The following is a 14,524-nucleotide window of genomic DNA, read 5'->3' as shown; positions in this document are numbered from 1 at the left end:
GGCGCGGGGCCTGAGGCCCCAACGGTCGTCCTACGGCCCCTCGTGCGGGACCAGCACCCGCACGCCACGACGCTCGACGACCGTCGCGGTCGTCTCGTCGAGGGTCCGCGTCGTCGCCTCGTCGAAGCCGTTCCCGACCGAGCGCACCAGGAGCGTCGCCGACCCCGACGTCAGGTAGCGCAACGCCTCGCGCTGCCACGCGGCGTTCTGGTCGCGCGGCACGGGGCGCCCCACGGAGTCCTTCGCCCCGACGTCGTACGCGTACCCCGACAGGTCCACGGGCAGCTCGCAGCCGCGCGCCAGGTCGCGGCTCAGGACCTCGGTCAGCGCGAGCAGCGCGGGGGAGTCGGCGCGGACGCACCCGTCCTCCGGCAGGTGGGACCGCACCGCGGCGGCCGGGAAAGGCACGACGCGCTGCGTCGCCGTCACCCCGGCACCGAGCGTGAAGCCCAGGCACACGAGCGCCGCGACCGGCTGCCGCCAACGCGCCGGCACGAGCGAGGCCGTGGCCGCGACGACCAGCACGAGCGCCGGGACGACGAACGCCGCGTACTGCTGGTACGCCGACGGCGACGCCACGAGCACCACGGTCTGGACGGCGAGCAGCGCGACCCACAGGCGACCGCGCCGCCCGACCCAGGCAGCGACCGCCGCGACGACCACGAGGCCCAGCACGGCCCAGACCAGGGCGAGCTGCGCCGTCGGGGTCCGGGCCCACTCCGCGTTCCCCGTGCCCGCGATCCACGTGAGCCGCTGGAGGACCCCCGTGTCCGTCTCGCGCGGTCGCCCGAGCTGGTCGAGCACGACCATGCGGAACATGTCCGAGCCCGCGGCCAGCGCGAACGGCGCCATCACGACCACGACCGCCCCGACCGCCCCCGCGCCCGCCCGCACCGCGACCCGCCACCCCGCCGTCACGAGCAACCAGACGACCACGACCGCGAGCGGCACGACGCCCCAGATCTTGACGCTCACGCCGAGCCCCAGGACCGCGCCGCCCGCCCACAGCCAGCCCATCCCGGAGGCTGTCGCGGGGCGCCGGTCCGCATCGAGGCCGCGCAGCACCAGGACGACCCCGCCCAGCAGGCACAGCGACCCCAAGGGCTCGAGCAGCGTGATGCGCTCGGCCCACGCCGCGGCGTACGACACGGCGTACAGGACGCCGCCCACGACCATCGCGGTCGTGCCCCACCGGCGCGCGACCCGCGTCACCAGGACGGCGTTCGCGGCGCCGACCAGCAGGAAGCCCACGCGCGCGGCGACCAGGGCGTCGCTGTCGCTCGTCCACGCGGTGAGCGCCGCGAAGGGCGTCAGGGCGAGCATCGAGCCGGGTGGGTGCAGGAGCAGGAAGTCGCGGTAGGGCAGGAGGCCGTGCGCGAACGCCACGGCCGACGAGAAGTACACGCCGTCGTCGTACCCGTGATACCCGCGGAGGCCGACCGTCCCGCCCACGAGGTGCCACCGCACGAGGAACGCGAGCGCCCCGACCGCGGCGGCGACCGCCCAGCCCAGCGCAGCGCCCGGCCGGCGGTCCGGGCGGGGGGTTCGGGGTGCGGGGCTCACTTCCTCGAGTCTGCCCGGCGTGGTGCGGGGCCGCGCGCGGAGGCCCGACGGCGGCGCGCACCGAGCACCGCTCAGCGGGAGCGCGGAGCCAAGGGGCAGCCCGTGCAGGCCGAGGGGAGGCGACGGGTGGGCTGTGCGTCGCCGGGAGTGCCCGGGGTACCCGGAGCACCCGGCGTGCCGGGGCAGCCCGACCCCGAGCAGGGCCCCCCGGCTCGCGGCGGGCCCGCGACCTGCACGAGCCTCAGCCGGACGAGCTGCGCGACGGTCGCGTCGACGAGCCCGGGGTCGAGGCCGAGCGCGACGGCGGCCTCGTCGGTCGTGTCGCCCGCGCGGATCCTCGCCAGCACCGGCCGCACGAGGTCGCGGTGCCGCGCGGGAGCGTGCGCCGTGGTGCTCACCAGACGAGCCGCAGGAGCTGGAACGTCGCGACCGACAGGACCCAGGCGACCGTGAGCTGGGCCGCGACCGCACCCAGGGTCCAGCGCCAGCCGAACAGGCGCTTCTGCTCGGCGACCGTCGCGAGGCACGGCGTGTAGGCGAGCACGAAGACCATGAACGCGAGCGCCGCGGCCGAGGCGTGCCCGCCCGAGGTCTCGTCGAGCGTGGTGCGCAGCTGCTCGCCGAGCTCGCCCGGTGACGACCCGGTGGGCTCGTCCACGGCGTACGCCTGCGCGAGCGCCCCGACCGCGACCTCCTTGGCGACGAACCCGGTGACCAGGGCGGACGTCGTGCGCCAGTCGCCGTAGCCAGCGGGGGCGAACACGGGCGCGACCTGGTCGGTCAGGCGGCCGTACGCCGAGTCGTGCACAGGGACCTCGCCGAACGTGTGGCCGGCGGTGACGGGGATCGCGAGCAGCAGCCACACGGCGACGAGGACCGCGACGATGATCGTGCCCGCGCCGCGCAGGAACGCGAGCACACGCCGGCCCGTGGTCGCCAGGAGCGGGCCGAGGCGCGGCACGTGGTACGCCGGGAGGACCAGCGCGAGGGGTTCCCGGTCGAGGTCGCGGAACAGCGTGCCGCGCAGCGCGAAGGCCCCGCCGAGCACGAGCAGCACGCTCAGCACGTACATGGCGAGCACCACGAGGCCCGTGTGCCGGGGAAAGAACGTCCCGGCCAGCAGGACGTACACCGTCAGCCGCGCGGGGCACGACGCGTACGGGACCAGGAGCCCCGTGAGCAGACGCTGCCGGGCGTGCGGGAGCGTCTTGGTCGCCGCGAGGGCGGGCAGGTTGCAGCCGAAGCCGACGATGAGCGGCATGATGACGCGGCCGTCGAGCCCGACCGAACGCATGAGCCGGTCCGCCAGGACCGCGACCCGTGCTACGTAGCCAGAGTCCTCGAGCAGCCCGATCGCGAGGAACATCATGGCCATGAGCGGCGCGAACGCGACGACGACGCCGACGCCCGCGACGACGCCGTCGACCACCAGGCCCTCGAACCACCCGCCGCCCAGCCCCAGGCCGGCGAGCGCCCACGAGACGACTCCCGCGACGGGACCGGTCACGAGCGCCTCGGCGGCTCCCATGATCGGCGCGGCCGCCCACGTGGCGAGCTGGAACAGCGCCCAGAGGGTCAGGACGAACACGGGCAGCCCGACCCACGGGTTGAGCAGCCAGCGGTCGATCCGGTCGGCTCGGCTCCGGGTCGGGGAGTGGTGGGCGTCGATCGCCTCGACCACGTCGTCGGCCCAGCCGAGCAGCGCGTCGATCCGGTCGAGGTCGCCCGCCGGGCGGTCGTCGGCAGGAGCAGGCAGCCCGACGACGGCGCGCGGGTTCGCCGCGACGGTGCGCACGGCCTCGGCGAGGTCGTCCGTGCCGTGTCCCGTGCGAGGGTCGACCTCGACGACCGGGACACCGAGCCGGTCCGCGAGCCGGTCCGGGTCGACGACGAGGCCGTCGACCGTGGCGACGTCGGTCATGGTGAGGGCGACCACGACACGGTCGGTCAGGGCGCCGACCTGCCCGAGGAGGAACAGCGCGCTGTGGAGCTCGGCCGCGTTGGCGACGAGCAGGCAGACGGCGTCGTCCGTGCGCCGGGTGCCCGCAGTGCCCGCAGCGCCCCCGGTGCCCGCTGTGCTGCGGGCGATCTCGGCCGCGGTCACGGCCTCGTCGGGCGAGACGGGGGTCAGCGAGTAGGCGCCGGGCAGGTCGACGATCGCGAGGGTCGACGAGGCGGCGAGGGCGACCGCGGTCTCCTGGGAGCCGCGCTCCTCCGCGGACCGGCCGGGCCCGGGGCGCCAGGTCCCACGGGCGAGCTCGACCGTCGTCCCGGGAGCGTTGCGGGTGGTCTGGCGGGCGCCCGTGAGGCGGTTGAAGAGGGTCGACTTCCCGGAATTGGGCGTCCCGACGAGCAGGATCCGCGCGGCGGGGAGGTCCGTCGCGTCGAGCGGTACCCCCGGGCCGGTCCCGCGACGGCGACGTCGCGCGGGCGGGTGCGCGGCGCCGTCGTGCCCCTCGGTGCCGCGTCCGGGTCCCACGTCGCAGTGCGGACAGCTCACGACGCGATCTCGAGCCGGCGGACCGTCGCGGCGTCGAGCGCGATGCGGCGGCGGCCGACGAGGACGACGCGCCCGCCGAACGGGGTCCGCAGCGCGACGGTCATGCCTGCGCCCGGTCGGAGTCCCAGCTCGCGCAGGCGAACCCCGGAGCCCGGCGAGGTGCGTGCGTCCTCGCGGACCGACGACAGGACGACGTGCGCCCCCGGTGGGACCTCAGCCAGGTTCATGCTCTCGACGCTAGACGTGAGGTGAGCCTCACCTCACGTGCTGGAGGTCCCGGGCGGCCCGGGCCGTAGGTCCCGTCAGAGGTTGAGGAGTGCGCCCGCGCCGATGCCCGCGAGGATGCCCAGGGCCATGGTCGTGACCGTGAGCACGACCGGGTGCGAGGGGCTGCTGTGCAGGCGCTGCCAGAGGCTCGGGGCAGGGGAGGCGGTCTGGGCGTGGTGGATCTCGCGGCGCGAGAGCCCGGCCGTGACGGGGGCGGGCTCGGTGGCGTGCTGGGTGCTCATGGTTCGTACCTCCGGGGTTGTGCGTTCACCACGGTAGACACGGTTGCGGGGCCGACGTGACGCGAGATGCGCGTGAAGAGAGTCACGTGGCCCCCGGTGGCGGGGCGTACGGGGCTGGGGTATCCCAGGTGCTATCGAGCCGCCGTGCTCCCGCGCACCACGAGGCTCGTCGCGAGGTCCATGCGCGTGTTCGTCACGTCGCCCTCGCGCGCCTTGAGGACGAGCCGCGCGGCCTCCTGGCCCATCTCCTGGAGCGGCTGGTGGACCGTGGTCAGCGCGGGGCTGGACCAGCGGGCCACGGGGACGTCGTCGTACCCGACGATCGAGAGGTCCTCGGGGACGCGCAACCCGTGGCGGCGCGCGGCCTCGAGCACGCCGAGGGCCTGGAGGTCGGAACCCGCGAAGATCGCGGTGGGGGGCTCGGGCAGGCTCAGGAGCTCCTCGGCGCGGTCGGTGCCGCCCTGCGGGTGGAAGTCGCCGAACCGCACCAGGTCGGGGTCGGCCGCGATGCCGGCCGTGCCGAGCGCCGAACGGTAGCCGTCGAGGCGGGCGAGCGAGCACATCATGTCCTCGGGGCCCGTGATGACGCCGATGCGGCGGTGGCCGAGCTCGATGAGGTGACGCGTGGCCATGAGCCCGCCCTGCCAGTTCGCGGAGCCGACCGACGGGACGTCGGGCTCGGGGTCCCCGGCGGGGTCGATGACCGCGAACGGGATGGCCCGTGAGCGGAGCTGTTCCTTGACGGCCGCGGGCAGCGTCGAGAAGACGAGCACGACGCCGAGCGGCCGGCGGGCGAGGACGCCCTCGATCCACTCGGGCCCGGGGGCGTGCCGGGTGCCCGACTCGGTCAGCACGACGCTCGCCCCGTGCTCGCGCGCGACGTCCTCGACGCCGCGGATGAGCTCCATGGCCCAGATGCTCTCGAGCTCGTGGAACACGATCTCGATGAGGGGGGCCGAGGCGGTGGGGCTCTTGCGTCGCCGGTAGCCGTGCTGGACGAGCAGCGCCTCGACCCGGTCGCGGGTCCCTGCGGACACGTCGGTGCGCCCGTTGAGCACCTTGGACACGGTCGAGAGGGACACCTGGGCCTCGGCCGCCACGGCGGCGAGGGTGACCCGGCCGGGAAGAACGTCGTCGGTCATGCGGGTCAGCGTAGCGCCTCGGGCGGAAAGTTTCGATGGGTGATCTCCGAGGTCTCGACGAGCAGTTCCCAGGCTTCTCGCAGCAGGTAACAGTTCAGGCTCGGTGTTGACCCCGAGGATTTCGCGTCTTAGAGTCCAGGGCAACCGAGTACTTTCGGCGCAGACGCCGAAACTTTCGAAAGGGTTCGATGATGAACACAAGAACGCGGAAGTCGCTCACGGCCGCGGCCGTGGCGTCGGCGCTGGTCCTCCCGCTCGCTGCGTGCGCGAGCGGGGACTCCGGTGGGTCGCGCCGCCCCGAGAACGAGATCCACGTGATGGTCTACGGGGACGCGACCAACAAGGTCGAGCAGCAGATGGTCGACACGTTCAACAAGACCTCGGACGTCAAGGTCGTCCTCGACACCATCCCCGGCGCCGACTACCAGCAGAAGCTCCAGACGATCATCGACACCAACGCGGCGCCGGACGTCTTCTTCAACTGGGGCGGCGGCTCGATCGAGCCCTTCGTCGACGCCGACCTGCTGCTTCCCCTCGACGACTTCATCGCCGAGGACCCCCAGCTCAAGGACGCGTTCCTGCCCGCGGTGTTCAACTCGGCCGTGATCGACGGCACGTCCTACGGCATCCCGATGCGCGGCACGCAGCCGGTCATGCTGTTCCACAACAAGCAGGTCCTCGCGGACGCCGGCATCGAGGCCCCCGAGACCTGGGACGAGCTCCTCGCGGCGGTCGAGACCCTCAAGGCCCAGGGCGTCACGCCGATCGCCCTCGGCGGCGCCGACCAGTGGCCGACCCTCATGTGGTACCAGTACGCGTTCGACCGCGTCGCGGGCCCCGAGCTCTTCGAGAAGGCCCTCGCGGGCGACACCGACGTGTGGGACTCGGCCGAGAGCCACGAGGCCCTCGACAAGCTGTCCGAGCTCATCGACGCCGGCGCCTTCGGCACCAACTTCGACTCGGTGAAGTTCACCGACGGCGGCTCGCCCGCGCTCCTGCGCACGGGCAAGGCGGCGTTCGAGCTCATGGGCTCGTGGAACTACTCGACGCACTACGACGTGGACCCCGCGTGGACCGACGCCAACCTCGGCTACACGGCCTTCCCCGCGATCGACGGCGGCAAGGGCGACGCGGCCAACATCACGGGCAACACCAACAACTTCTACTCGGTGCTCGCCAAGACGCGCTACCCGGACGCCGTGCGCGACTTCCTCAAGCTCATGTACTCGGACGAGTTCGTCGAGGCGCAGCTCGCGATCGGCAACCTGCCGACCACGACCAACACCGAGCAGTTCCTGGACCAGGCCGCGAGCCCCGAGTACGCCGCCTTCCAGTTCGACCTCGTGAAGAACGCGCCGCACTTCCAGATGTCCTGGGACCAGGCTTTCCCCCCGGCTGCCGGCACCCCGCTCAAGATCGCGGTCCAGCAGTTCTTCAGCGGCCAGATCGACGCCGACGGCTTCATCGCTGCGATGAAGTCCCTGCCGGCCTCGCGCTGACCCGGTCCCCCGGACGGAGATCGTCATGACCACCCGCGCACCCCAGGGGCGCACGCGCCCGGGCGCCGCCGACCTCCAGGTCGGTCGCCCGGGCGTGGTCTGGGCCCTGCCCGCCGCCCTGTTCTTCGGGCTCTTCGCCCTCCTGCCCATGGTCCTCGTGCTCGTGCTGTCGTTCACGCAGTGGAGCGGCCTGGGCAGCCCCGAGCTCGTCGGGACCGAGAACTGGTCCCGCCTCCTCGACGACCCCGTGATGCTCAAGAGCATCGGGCTCTCGCTCGTGCTGACGGCACTCGGCGTCGTGACCCAGACCCCGGTCGCGATGCTGCTGGGTGTGTGGGCCGCGGGCCACCAGTGGAACCGTGCGGTGCTCTCGGCGATCTTCTTCGTGCCGCTGCTGCTGTCCGCGGCCGCGGTGTCGGTCCTGTGGCGCGCGGTGCTCGACCCGAACTTCGGCGTCCCGGCCCAGATGGAGTGGCTGTTCGGCGACGGCAACCTGTTCGGCAACCAGTCGACCGCGATCGCCGTCCTGGTGTTCGTGAGCCTGTGGCAGTTCACGCCGCTGCACGCCTTGATCTACCAGGGTGCCGCGAAGGCCGTGCCGCCCATGCTCTACGAGGCGGCCGAGATCGACGGCGCCGGGCGCGTGCGCTCGTTCTTCGCGATCACGCTCCCGCAGCTGCGCAACACCATGATCACGTCGGTCATCCTCATGGTCGTCGGCGGCCTGACGACGTTCGACACGGTCCTCATCCTGACCAACGGCGGGCCCGGCACGGACACGACCATCACGGCCTTCTACATGTACCAGAAGGCGTTCCGCGGCTTCGACTTCGGGCTCGCGTCGGCGATCGCCGTGGTCCTGGTCGTCGCGGCGACCGCGATCTCCCTGGTCATGGTCCGCCTGTCCGGGTACGACAAGATGCGCAGCGAGCTGGAGGGCGTGTGATGAGCAACGACCTGAGCGTCACCCCCGCGGAGCAGGTCTCCGGCCCGACGACGTCGCCCGGCTCGGGTGGTGCGTCCCGCCCGGGCGCGACGAGCGCGGGCGTCCCGCTGCGCCGTCGGGCAGGCAGCCGGTCAGGAAAGGGCAGCCGCAACCGGCCCAACTGGGGCGCGGGCGTCGCGGTCACGATCTGGCTGCTGATCGTCGCGATCCCCCTCTACGTGCTCGTCACGGCGTCGTTCCAGACGCAGGCCGGGTACGCCGAGGGCGGCCCCCTGTCCCTGCCGACCACGTTCACGCTCGACAACTTCACCAACGCGTTCGACCAGGGCTTCGGCCGCTACTTCCTCAACACGCTCGTCGTGACGGTCGCCGTGGTCGGGATCGTGGTGCTGCTCGTGCCGCCGCTGTCGTACGCGATCGTGCGCAACCGCTCGCGCGCCACCACGGGCATCTTCCGGATGTTCCTCCTGGGCCTCGCGGTCCCCGCGAGCGCCGTGATCGTCCCGATCTTCTACGTCATCTCGGTCGTGGGCCTGTACGACAACCTGATCGGCGTGATCCTGCCGACCGCGGCGTTCTGCCTGCCGATCTGCACGATCATCCTCAGCGGCTCGATGCGCGACATCACCAACGAGCTCTACGAGGCCATGGCCCTCGACGGCGCGTCGCCCAGGCGGGTGTTCATGCAGCTCGTGCTGCCGCTGTCCAAGGGCGGCGTCGCGACGATCGTCGTCTACTCGGCGCTGCAGGCGTGGAACGGGTTCCTGTTCCCCCTGATCCTCACGCAGTCCGAGTCGACCAAGGTCATCACCCTCGGCCTCTTCAACTTCCAGACGCAGTACGGCGTCAACATCCCCGGCCTCCTCGCGGCGGTCGTCATGTCGATGATCCCGATCCTGCTCGTGTACCTGTTCGCCCGGCGTGCCCTGGTCCAGGGCCTCATGGGCGTCGGCGGAAAGTAGCTCCACCATGACTCCTCAGACGAACCAGACCGAACTGCCCGTGTGGTCCGACCCGACGGTCGGCACCGCGACCCGCGTCAAGGCGCTCATGGCCGAGATGACGCTGCGCGAGAAGGTCGCCCAGCTCTTCGGGGTGTGGGTCGGCGCGTCGGCCGAGGGCGGCGAGGTCGCCCCGCACCAGCACGACATGGAGGACGGCGTCGACCTCGACGCGATCCTGCCCGACGGGCTGGGGCAGCTCACGCGGCCCTTCGGGACCAACCCGGTCGACCCGGCCCTGGGTGCGCTGTCGCTGCTGCGCACGCAGGAGCGCGTGCGCTCGGCGAACCGTTTCGGCATCCCGGCCCTCGCGCACGAGGAGTGCCTCGCGGGCTTCGCCGCGTGGGGTGCGACGGCCTACCCCGTGCCGCTGTCGTGGGGTGCGACGTTCGACCCCGCGCTCGTGCGCCGCATGTCGACGCGGATCGGGCAGGACATGCGCTCGGTCGGCGTGCACCAGGGCCTGGCCCCCGTGCTCGACGTCGTGCGCGACGCCCGCTGGGGCCGTGTCGAGGAGACCATCGGCGAGGACCCGTACCTCGTCGGGACCGTCGCCACGGCCTACGTCCAGGGCCTGGAGTCCGCAGGGATCGTCGCGACGCTCAAGCACTTCGCCGGGTACTCGGCCTCGCGCGGCGGGCGCAACCACGCGCCCGTCTCGATGGGGGCGCGCGAGCGCGCCGACGTCATCCTGCCGCCGTTCGAGATGGCCGTCCGCGAGGGCGGCGTGCGGTCGGTCATGCACGCGTACACCGACACCGACGGCATCCCCTCGGCCGCCGACCGCGACCTCCTCACGGGTCTGCTGCGCGACACGTGGGGCTTCGACGGGACCGTGGTCGCCGACTACTTCGGGATCGCGTTCCTCAAGATCATGCACGGCGTGGCCGGCGACTGGGCCGAGGCCGCCGCGGCGGCGCTCGCGGCCGGGGTCGACGTCGAGCTGCCGACCGTCAAGACGTTCGGCGAGCCGCTCGTCGCGGCCCTCGAGGCCGGGGACGTCGACGTCGCGCTCGTGGACCGCGCCCTCGAGCGCGTGCTGCGCCAGAAGGTCGACCTCGGACTGCTCGACGCCGACTGGGACCCCGTCCCCGAGGTGCTGCGCGACGTGCCCGCGGACGTGCTCGCTGCCGTCTCCGGATCGGGTGACGATGCAGCCGTGGCTGCGCTGCGCGGGACCGTCGACCTCGACGGACCCACGAACCGGGCGCTCGCCCGCGAGGTCGCCGAGCAGGCCGTGGTCCTGCTCGCGAACGACGGCGTGCTGCCGCTCGGCCCGGACGTGCGCCGCGTCGCGGTCGTGGGCCCCACGGCCGAGGACCCCATGGCCGTGCTCGGCTGCTACTCGTTCCCCGCGCACGTGGGTCTGGCCCACCCCGAGATCCCGCTCGGGCTCTCGCTGCCCACGCTCGCCGAGTCCCTGCGCGCCGAGCTGCCGGGCGTCACGGTCGACGTGCTGCCCGCGATCACGCTCGACGGCACGAGCGACCCGTCCTCGACCGGGGCCGTGAGCACGGCCGAGGTCGCGGCCGCCGACGCCGCAGGCATCGCCGCGGCGGTGCACCTCGCCCGCGAGGCCGACGTCGTCGTGGGCGCCCTGGGCGACCGGGCCGGCCTGTTCGGTCGCGGCACGAGCGGTGAGGGCTGCGACGCCGAGTCGTTGCGCCTGCCCGGCGCCCAGCAGGACCTGCTCGACGCGCTGCTCGCCACAGGTCGCCCCGTGGTCGCGACGATCCTCTCGGGTCGTCCCTACGCGCTCGGCGCGGCCGCGACCCCGGCGCCCGGTGAGCCCGGCGCCGCCGCGATCGTCCAGGCGTTCTTCGCGGGCGAGGAGGGGACCCCCGCGGTCGCGGGCGTCCTGTCGGGGCGCGTGGCGCCGTCGGGCCGGCTGCCCGTGAGCGTGCCCGGGACCGAGGGCGCCCAGCCGACCTCCTACCTGGCCGCGACGCTCGCGCAGGCGACCGACGTGTCGAACATCGACCCGACCGCGGCCTTCGCGTTCGGCCACGGGCTCACCTACACGAGCTTCGACTGGTCGGACCTCGTGGTGAGCGCGACCGAGGCCGCGACCGACGGGGCCTTCGAGGCGTCGTTCGTCGTGCGGAACACGGGCGGGCGCGACGGCATCGAGGTCGTGCAGCTCTACGCGCACGACCCCGTCGCGTCGGTCGTGCGGCCCGTGCAGCGGCTCGTCGGGTACGTGCGCGTGCCGCTCGCCGCGGGCGCCTCGGCGCGCGTGAGCGCGACCGTGCCCGCCGACGTCCTGTCCTTCACGGGCCGCGACGGGCGCCGGATCGTCGAGCCGGGCGCGATCGAGCTCCGGTTCGGGGCGTCGAGCGCCGACGTGCGGCTCGTGGCCCCGGTGTCGCTCGTGGGCGACGTGCGCGTGGTCGACCACACGCGCGAGCTGCACGCACCGCTCGTGGTGGGCGAGGTCTGAGGTGACCTTCACCAACCCCGTCCTGCCCGGGACGCACCCCGACCCCAGCATCTGCCGGGTCCCCGGGGCCACCCGGGCGGACGGGACCGTCGCACCCGACGACTACTACCTCGTCACCTCGACGTTCGAGTACTTCCCGGGCCTGCCGGTCTTCCACAGCCACGACCTCGTGACGTGGACCCAGGTGGGCCACGCGATCCACCGCACCGAGCAGGTGGACCTGTCGACCGTGCCGTCCTCGGGTGGGCTGTACGCCGCGACGATCCGGCACCACGACGGGACGTTCTACGTCGTCACGACGCTCGTCCACACCCAGGGCCAGGGCGGGCACCTCCTCGTGACCGCGACCGACCCCGCCGGACCGTGGTCCGACCCGGTGTGGCTCGAGGGCGACGGGATCGACCCGTCGGTGTTCTTCGACGACTCGACCGGGCGCGTGTGGCTCACCGCGACGCGACTCGCCGACCCGGGGGAGTGGGAGGGGCAGACCGAGGTGTGGCTGCGCGAGCTCGACCTCGCCGCGGGCGCGCTCGTCGGCCCCGAGCACGTCCTGTGGCGCGGCGCGCTGCACGGCGCGGTCTGGGCCGAGGGCCCGCACCTGTACCGGGTCGGCGACCACTACTACCTGCTCGCCTCCGAGGGCGGTACCGAGCACCAGCACGCGGTCTCGGTCGCGCGCGCGGACACCGTCACCGGCCCGTACACGGGCAACCCCGCGAACCCGATCCTCACGCACCGCCACCTGGGCCGGGACTTCCCCGTGGTCGGCGTCGGGCACGCCGACCTCGTGGAGACCGCCGCCGGCGAGTGGTGGACGGTCCTGCTCGGCAGCCGCCCCTACGGCGGCTACTTCCCCAACTTGGGGCGCGAGACGTTCCTCGCGCCCGTCGTGTGGGAGGACGGGTGGCCCGTGGTCGCCCCGGGCGTGGGCCACGTCGCGGGCGGTTTCCCCCTGCCCGACGTCGGAGCGCGGCTTCCGGGGGTGGGCTCGCCTGCCGTGGTGGGCCAGCCTGCCGGGGTGGGCGCCGTCGTCGTGCACGAGACGTTCGACGGGCCCGGCGAGGGGCTCGACCTCGCGTGGAACCAGGTGCGGACCGGGGACCCGTTCTGGTCCCTGACCGAGCGTCCCTGGCACCTGCGGCTCCCGCTGCTGCCCGCGACGCTGTCCGACGTCGCGACCCCCGCGTTCCTGGGCCGCCGCCAGCAGCACGCGGACATGGACCTGACCGTGCGCGTCGACGTCGACCCCGCCGGGCCCGACGAGTGGGCCGGGCTCGCGGTGCGCCAGTCCGAGGAGGCGTGGATCGCGGCGGTCGTGACGCGGGCGGCCTCTGTTGCTGTTCCTGGCGGGGCGACGGTCCGGCCGCTGGGCGCGGTGCCCGGCTCCGTGCCGGGCACCGTGCCGGGCTCGGTGACCGGCGGGCGCGAGGTGCTCGTGGTCGAGCGCTTCGGGGGAGAGGAGGTCGTCGTGGGGCGCGCGGCGCTCGGGCCGCTGGGGCTGGCCGAGGGGCCTGTGGACGTGGTGCTGCACGCCACCGGTCAGGAGTACGCGCTCGGGGTCCGGACGTTGCGTGGCTTCCACGCCGTCGCGACCGTGCACGGCGGGCGGCTCAGCTCACCCGAGGCGGGCGGGTTCCTGGGCGTGTGGCTCGGCCCGTACGCGACGGGCCGCGGGACGACGACCGCGACGGTCGCGGACGTCGAGTGCGTGGAGTACCGGGGGCGCTAGCGCGCGCCCCTCGGTCCTGGGCGGCCCAGATCGGAGGCCGACGCTGACCGCCGGGGCGCCGCTCCCAGGCTGAGGCGTCAGGCCCCGGCCGCCTGACGTGACGCCGTCGCCAGGCGTTCGACGAGGTCGTCCGGGAGGGGTCTGTGCGGCGAGAAGGTGATGCCGGTCTTGGTCGTCTTGAGGCCGGCGGCTGCGATCTCGTCGGCATGTGCGGTGATGGCGCCCGGGAGGACGTAGAGCCCGCACTGCTTGCTGAACGCCGCGTAGCTCGCGACGACCGAGCCGTCGACGGCGAACCCCGGCATGTCGTAGGCCACGATCTCCTCCGCTTCCGGCAGGGCGCGGGACAGCAGCGCGCGCAACCGTCTCAGCGACGGCTGGAAGACCTCGGGCGCTGCGGCGATGTAGGAGTCGTGGTCGGCTGCCGTCGTCATGGGCTGTCTCGCTCTCGGCTGTTGCTGTGGAGGCCCGGTCGTCGGGCCGTGGGTCAACCCTCCCGCGGGCCCGCTCCCGCGTACAGGCCACGGGCTCCTCGCGAGCGGAAGAAGAGCTCGGCCTGCCCCTGGGGCGGTGTCACCCGCGCGGCGCCGCGTCGACCTCGCCCCGGCGGACCTCGACCTCGTGCCAGCGGAACCGGTCGACGAAGGCGCTGACGGACGGGATCTTCACGAGCGCCGAGAACACCGCGAAGCCGACGGCCCCACCGGTGACGTTGAAGATCAGGTCGTTCACGTCCGCGATGTGCCCCCCACCGAGCAGGTGCGCCGTCACGAGCTGGGTGACCTCGATCGTCAGGCTGAGGACCGCTGCCGCTGCCACGGCCCGTCGCCACGAGGCCCGGGGCGCGAGCAGCGGCACGAGGACGCCGACCGGGACGAAGACCAGCACGTTCATGACCGCATCGGCGACCTCGTAGTCCGCGAACGGTACGACGGCGAGATGGCTGCCCCAGGGGGCGCTGCTGACGGGCTTGTCGAGGAAGACCGGGAAGACGGTGTTCGCGACGATCCCGGCGACGTAGACGCCGAGCGCGAGGGCGACCGCGGCTCGCGGCACGGAGAAGCGCCTGCTGCGGATCAGCGACCACATCAACCCCGCGAACACCGCCGCGGCCAGAGGGACGACGACCGGGAGGACCGGGACCTGGTGGAACACGGGTGATCTGCACCTTCTCCGAGACGTGTGCTGCGGCTGG

13 protein-coding genes are annotated in these 14,524 nt (G+C 73.4%); 5 read left to right on the top strand and 8 right to left on the bottom strand.

Features of this window, described 5'->3' with window-relative positions; genetic code table 11:
• Positions 1-30 precede the first annotated feature (30 nt).
• From H9652_RS02580 to H9652_RS02555, 6 genes are all read right to left on the bottom strand, one after another.
• Positions 31-1,563, bottom strand: a complete 1,533-nt coding sequence (locus tag H9652_RS02580) for a glycosyltransferase 87 family protein (protein WP_191794529.1) — start codon at positions 1,561-1,563, stop codon at positions 31-33.
• Between the two features lie 71 nt (positions 1,564-1,634).
• Positions 1,635-1,961, bottom strand: coding sequence for a hypothetical protein (locus tag H9652_RS02575; RefSeq protein WP_191794528.1), 327 nt, complete (start codon positions 1,959-1,961; stop codon positions 1,635-1,637).
• On the bottom strand, positions 1,958-4,042 hold the full coding sequence (gene feoB / locus H9652_RS02570) for a ferrous iron transporter B (protein WP_318243953.1): 2,085 nt from the start codon (positions 4,040-4,042) through the stop codon (positions 1,958-1,960). The genes H9652_RS02575 and feoB overlap by 4 nt, the downstream gene beginning before the upstream one ends.
• Before the next feature lie 17 nt (positions 4,043-4,059).
• Positions 4,060-4,290: a FeoA family protein gene (locus H9652_RS02565; protein WP_191794527.1), complete on the bottom strand. Its 231-nt coding sequence runs from the start codon at positions 4,288-4,290 to the stop codon at positions 4,060-4,062.
• Between the two features lie 75 nt (positions 4,291-4,365).
• Positions 4,366-4,572: a hypothetical protein gene (locus H9652_RS02560; RefSeq protein ID WP_191794526.1), complete on the bottom strand. Its 207-nt coding sequence runs from the start codon at positions 4,570-4,572 to the stop codon at positions 4,366-4,368.
• 131 nt (positions 4,573-4,703) lie between these two features.
• On the bottom strand, positions 4,704-5,714 hold the full coding sequence (locus H9652_RS02555; RefSeq protein ID WP_191794525.1) for a LacI family DNA-binding transcriptional regulator: 1,011 nt from the start codon (positions 5,712-5,714) through the stop codon (positions 4,704-4,706).
• A gap of 188 nt (positions 5,715-5,902) precedes the next feature.
• Between H9652_RS02555 and H9652_RS02550 the strand changes: the two genes are divergently transcribed.
• The 5 genes from H9652_RS02550 to H9652_RS20150 are packed head-to-tail and all read left to right on the top strand — an operon-like array spanning position 5,903 to position 13,329.
• Positions 5,903-7,213, top strand: a complete 1,311-nt coding sequence (locus tag H9652_RS02550) for an ABC transporter substrate-binding protein (protein ID WP_225227628.1) — start codon at positions 5,903-5,905, stop codon at positions 7,211-7,213.
• A 25-nt stretch (positions 7,214-7,238) separates the two neighbouring features.
• Positions 7,239-8,159, top strand: a complete 921-nt coding sequence (locus H9652_RS02545) for a carbohydrate ABC transporter permease (protein WP_191794523.1) — start codon at positions 7,239-7,241, stop codon at positions 8,157-8,159.
• Positions 8,159-9,121, top strand: coding sequence for a carbohydrate ABC transporter permease (locus H9652_RS02540; protein WP_191794522.1), 963 nt, complete (start codon positions 8,159-8,161; stop codon positions 9,119-9,121). Before H9652_RS02545 ends, H9652_RS02540 begins: the two co-directional genes overlap by 1 nt.
• Before the next feature lie 7 nt (positions 9,122-9,128).
• A complete protein-coding gene (locus H9652_RS02535; RefSeq protein ID WP_191794521.1) occupies positions 9,129-11,600 on the top strand; it encodes a beta-xylosidase/alpha-l-arabinosidase in 2,472 nt (823 codons plus the stop codon).
• 1 nt (position 11,601) lies between these two features.
• Positions 11,602-13,329, top strand: a complete 1,728-nt coding sequence (locus tag H9652_RS20150) for a glycoside hydrolase family 43 protein (RefSeq protein WP_191794520.1) — start codon at positions 11,602-11,604, stop codon at positions 13,327-13,329.
• Between the two features lie 77 nt (positions 13,330-13,406).
• On the opposite strand, the gene H9652_RS02525 is transcribed toward H9652_RS20150, so the two are convergent.
• The gene (locus H9652_RS02525) at positions 13,407-13,763 is read right to left on the bottom strand and encodes an iron chaperone (protein ID WP_191794519.1); all 357 of its coding nucleotides are present in this window, start codon (positions 13,761-13,763) and stop codon (positions 13,407-13,409) included.
• 139 nt (positions 13,764-13,902) lie between these two features.
• Complete coding sequence (locus H9652_RS02520) at positions 13,903-14,484, bottom strand: VanZ family protein (protein WP_191794518.1); 582 nt, start codon at positions 14,482-14,484, stop codon at positions 13,903-13,905.
• Positions 14,485-14,524: the final 40 nt, after the last annotated feature.

Origin of the sequence: Oerskovia rustica (assembly GCF_014836555.1) — a bacterium.
GTDB lineage: Bacteria > Actinomycetota > Actinomycetes > Actinomycetales > Cellulomonadaceae > Oerskovia > Oerskovia rustica.
The sequence above is the reverse complement of the archived record's forward strand: the minus strand, read 5'-3'. Positions and strand labels throughout refer to the sequence as shown.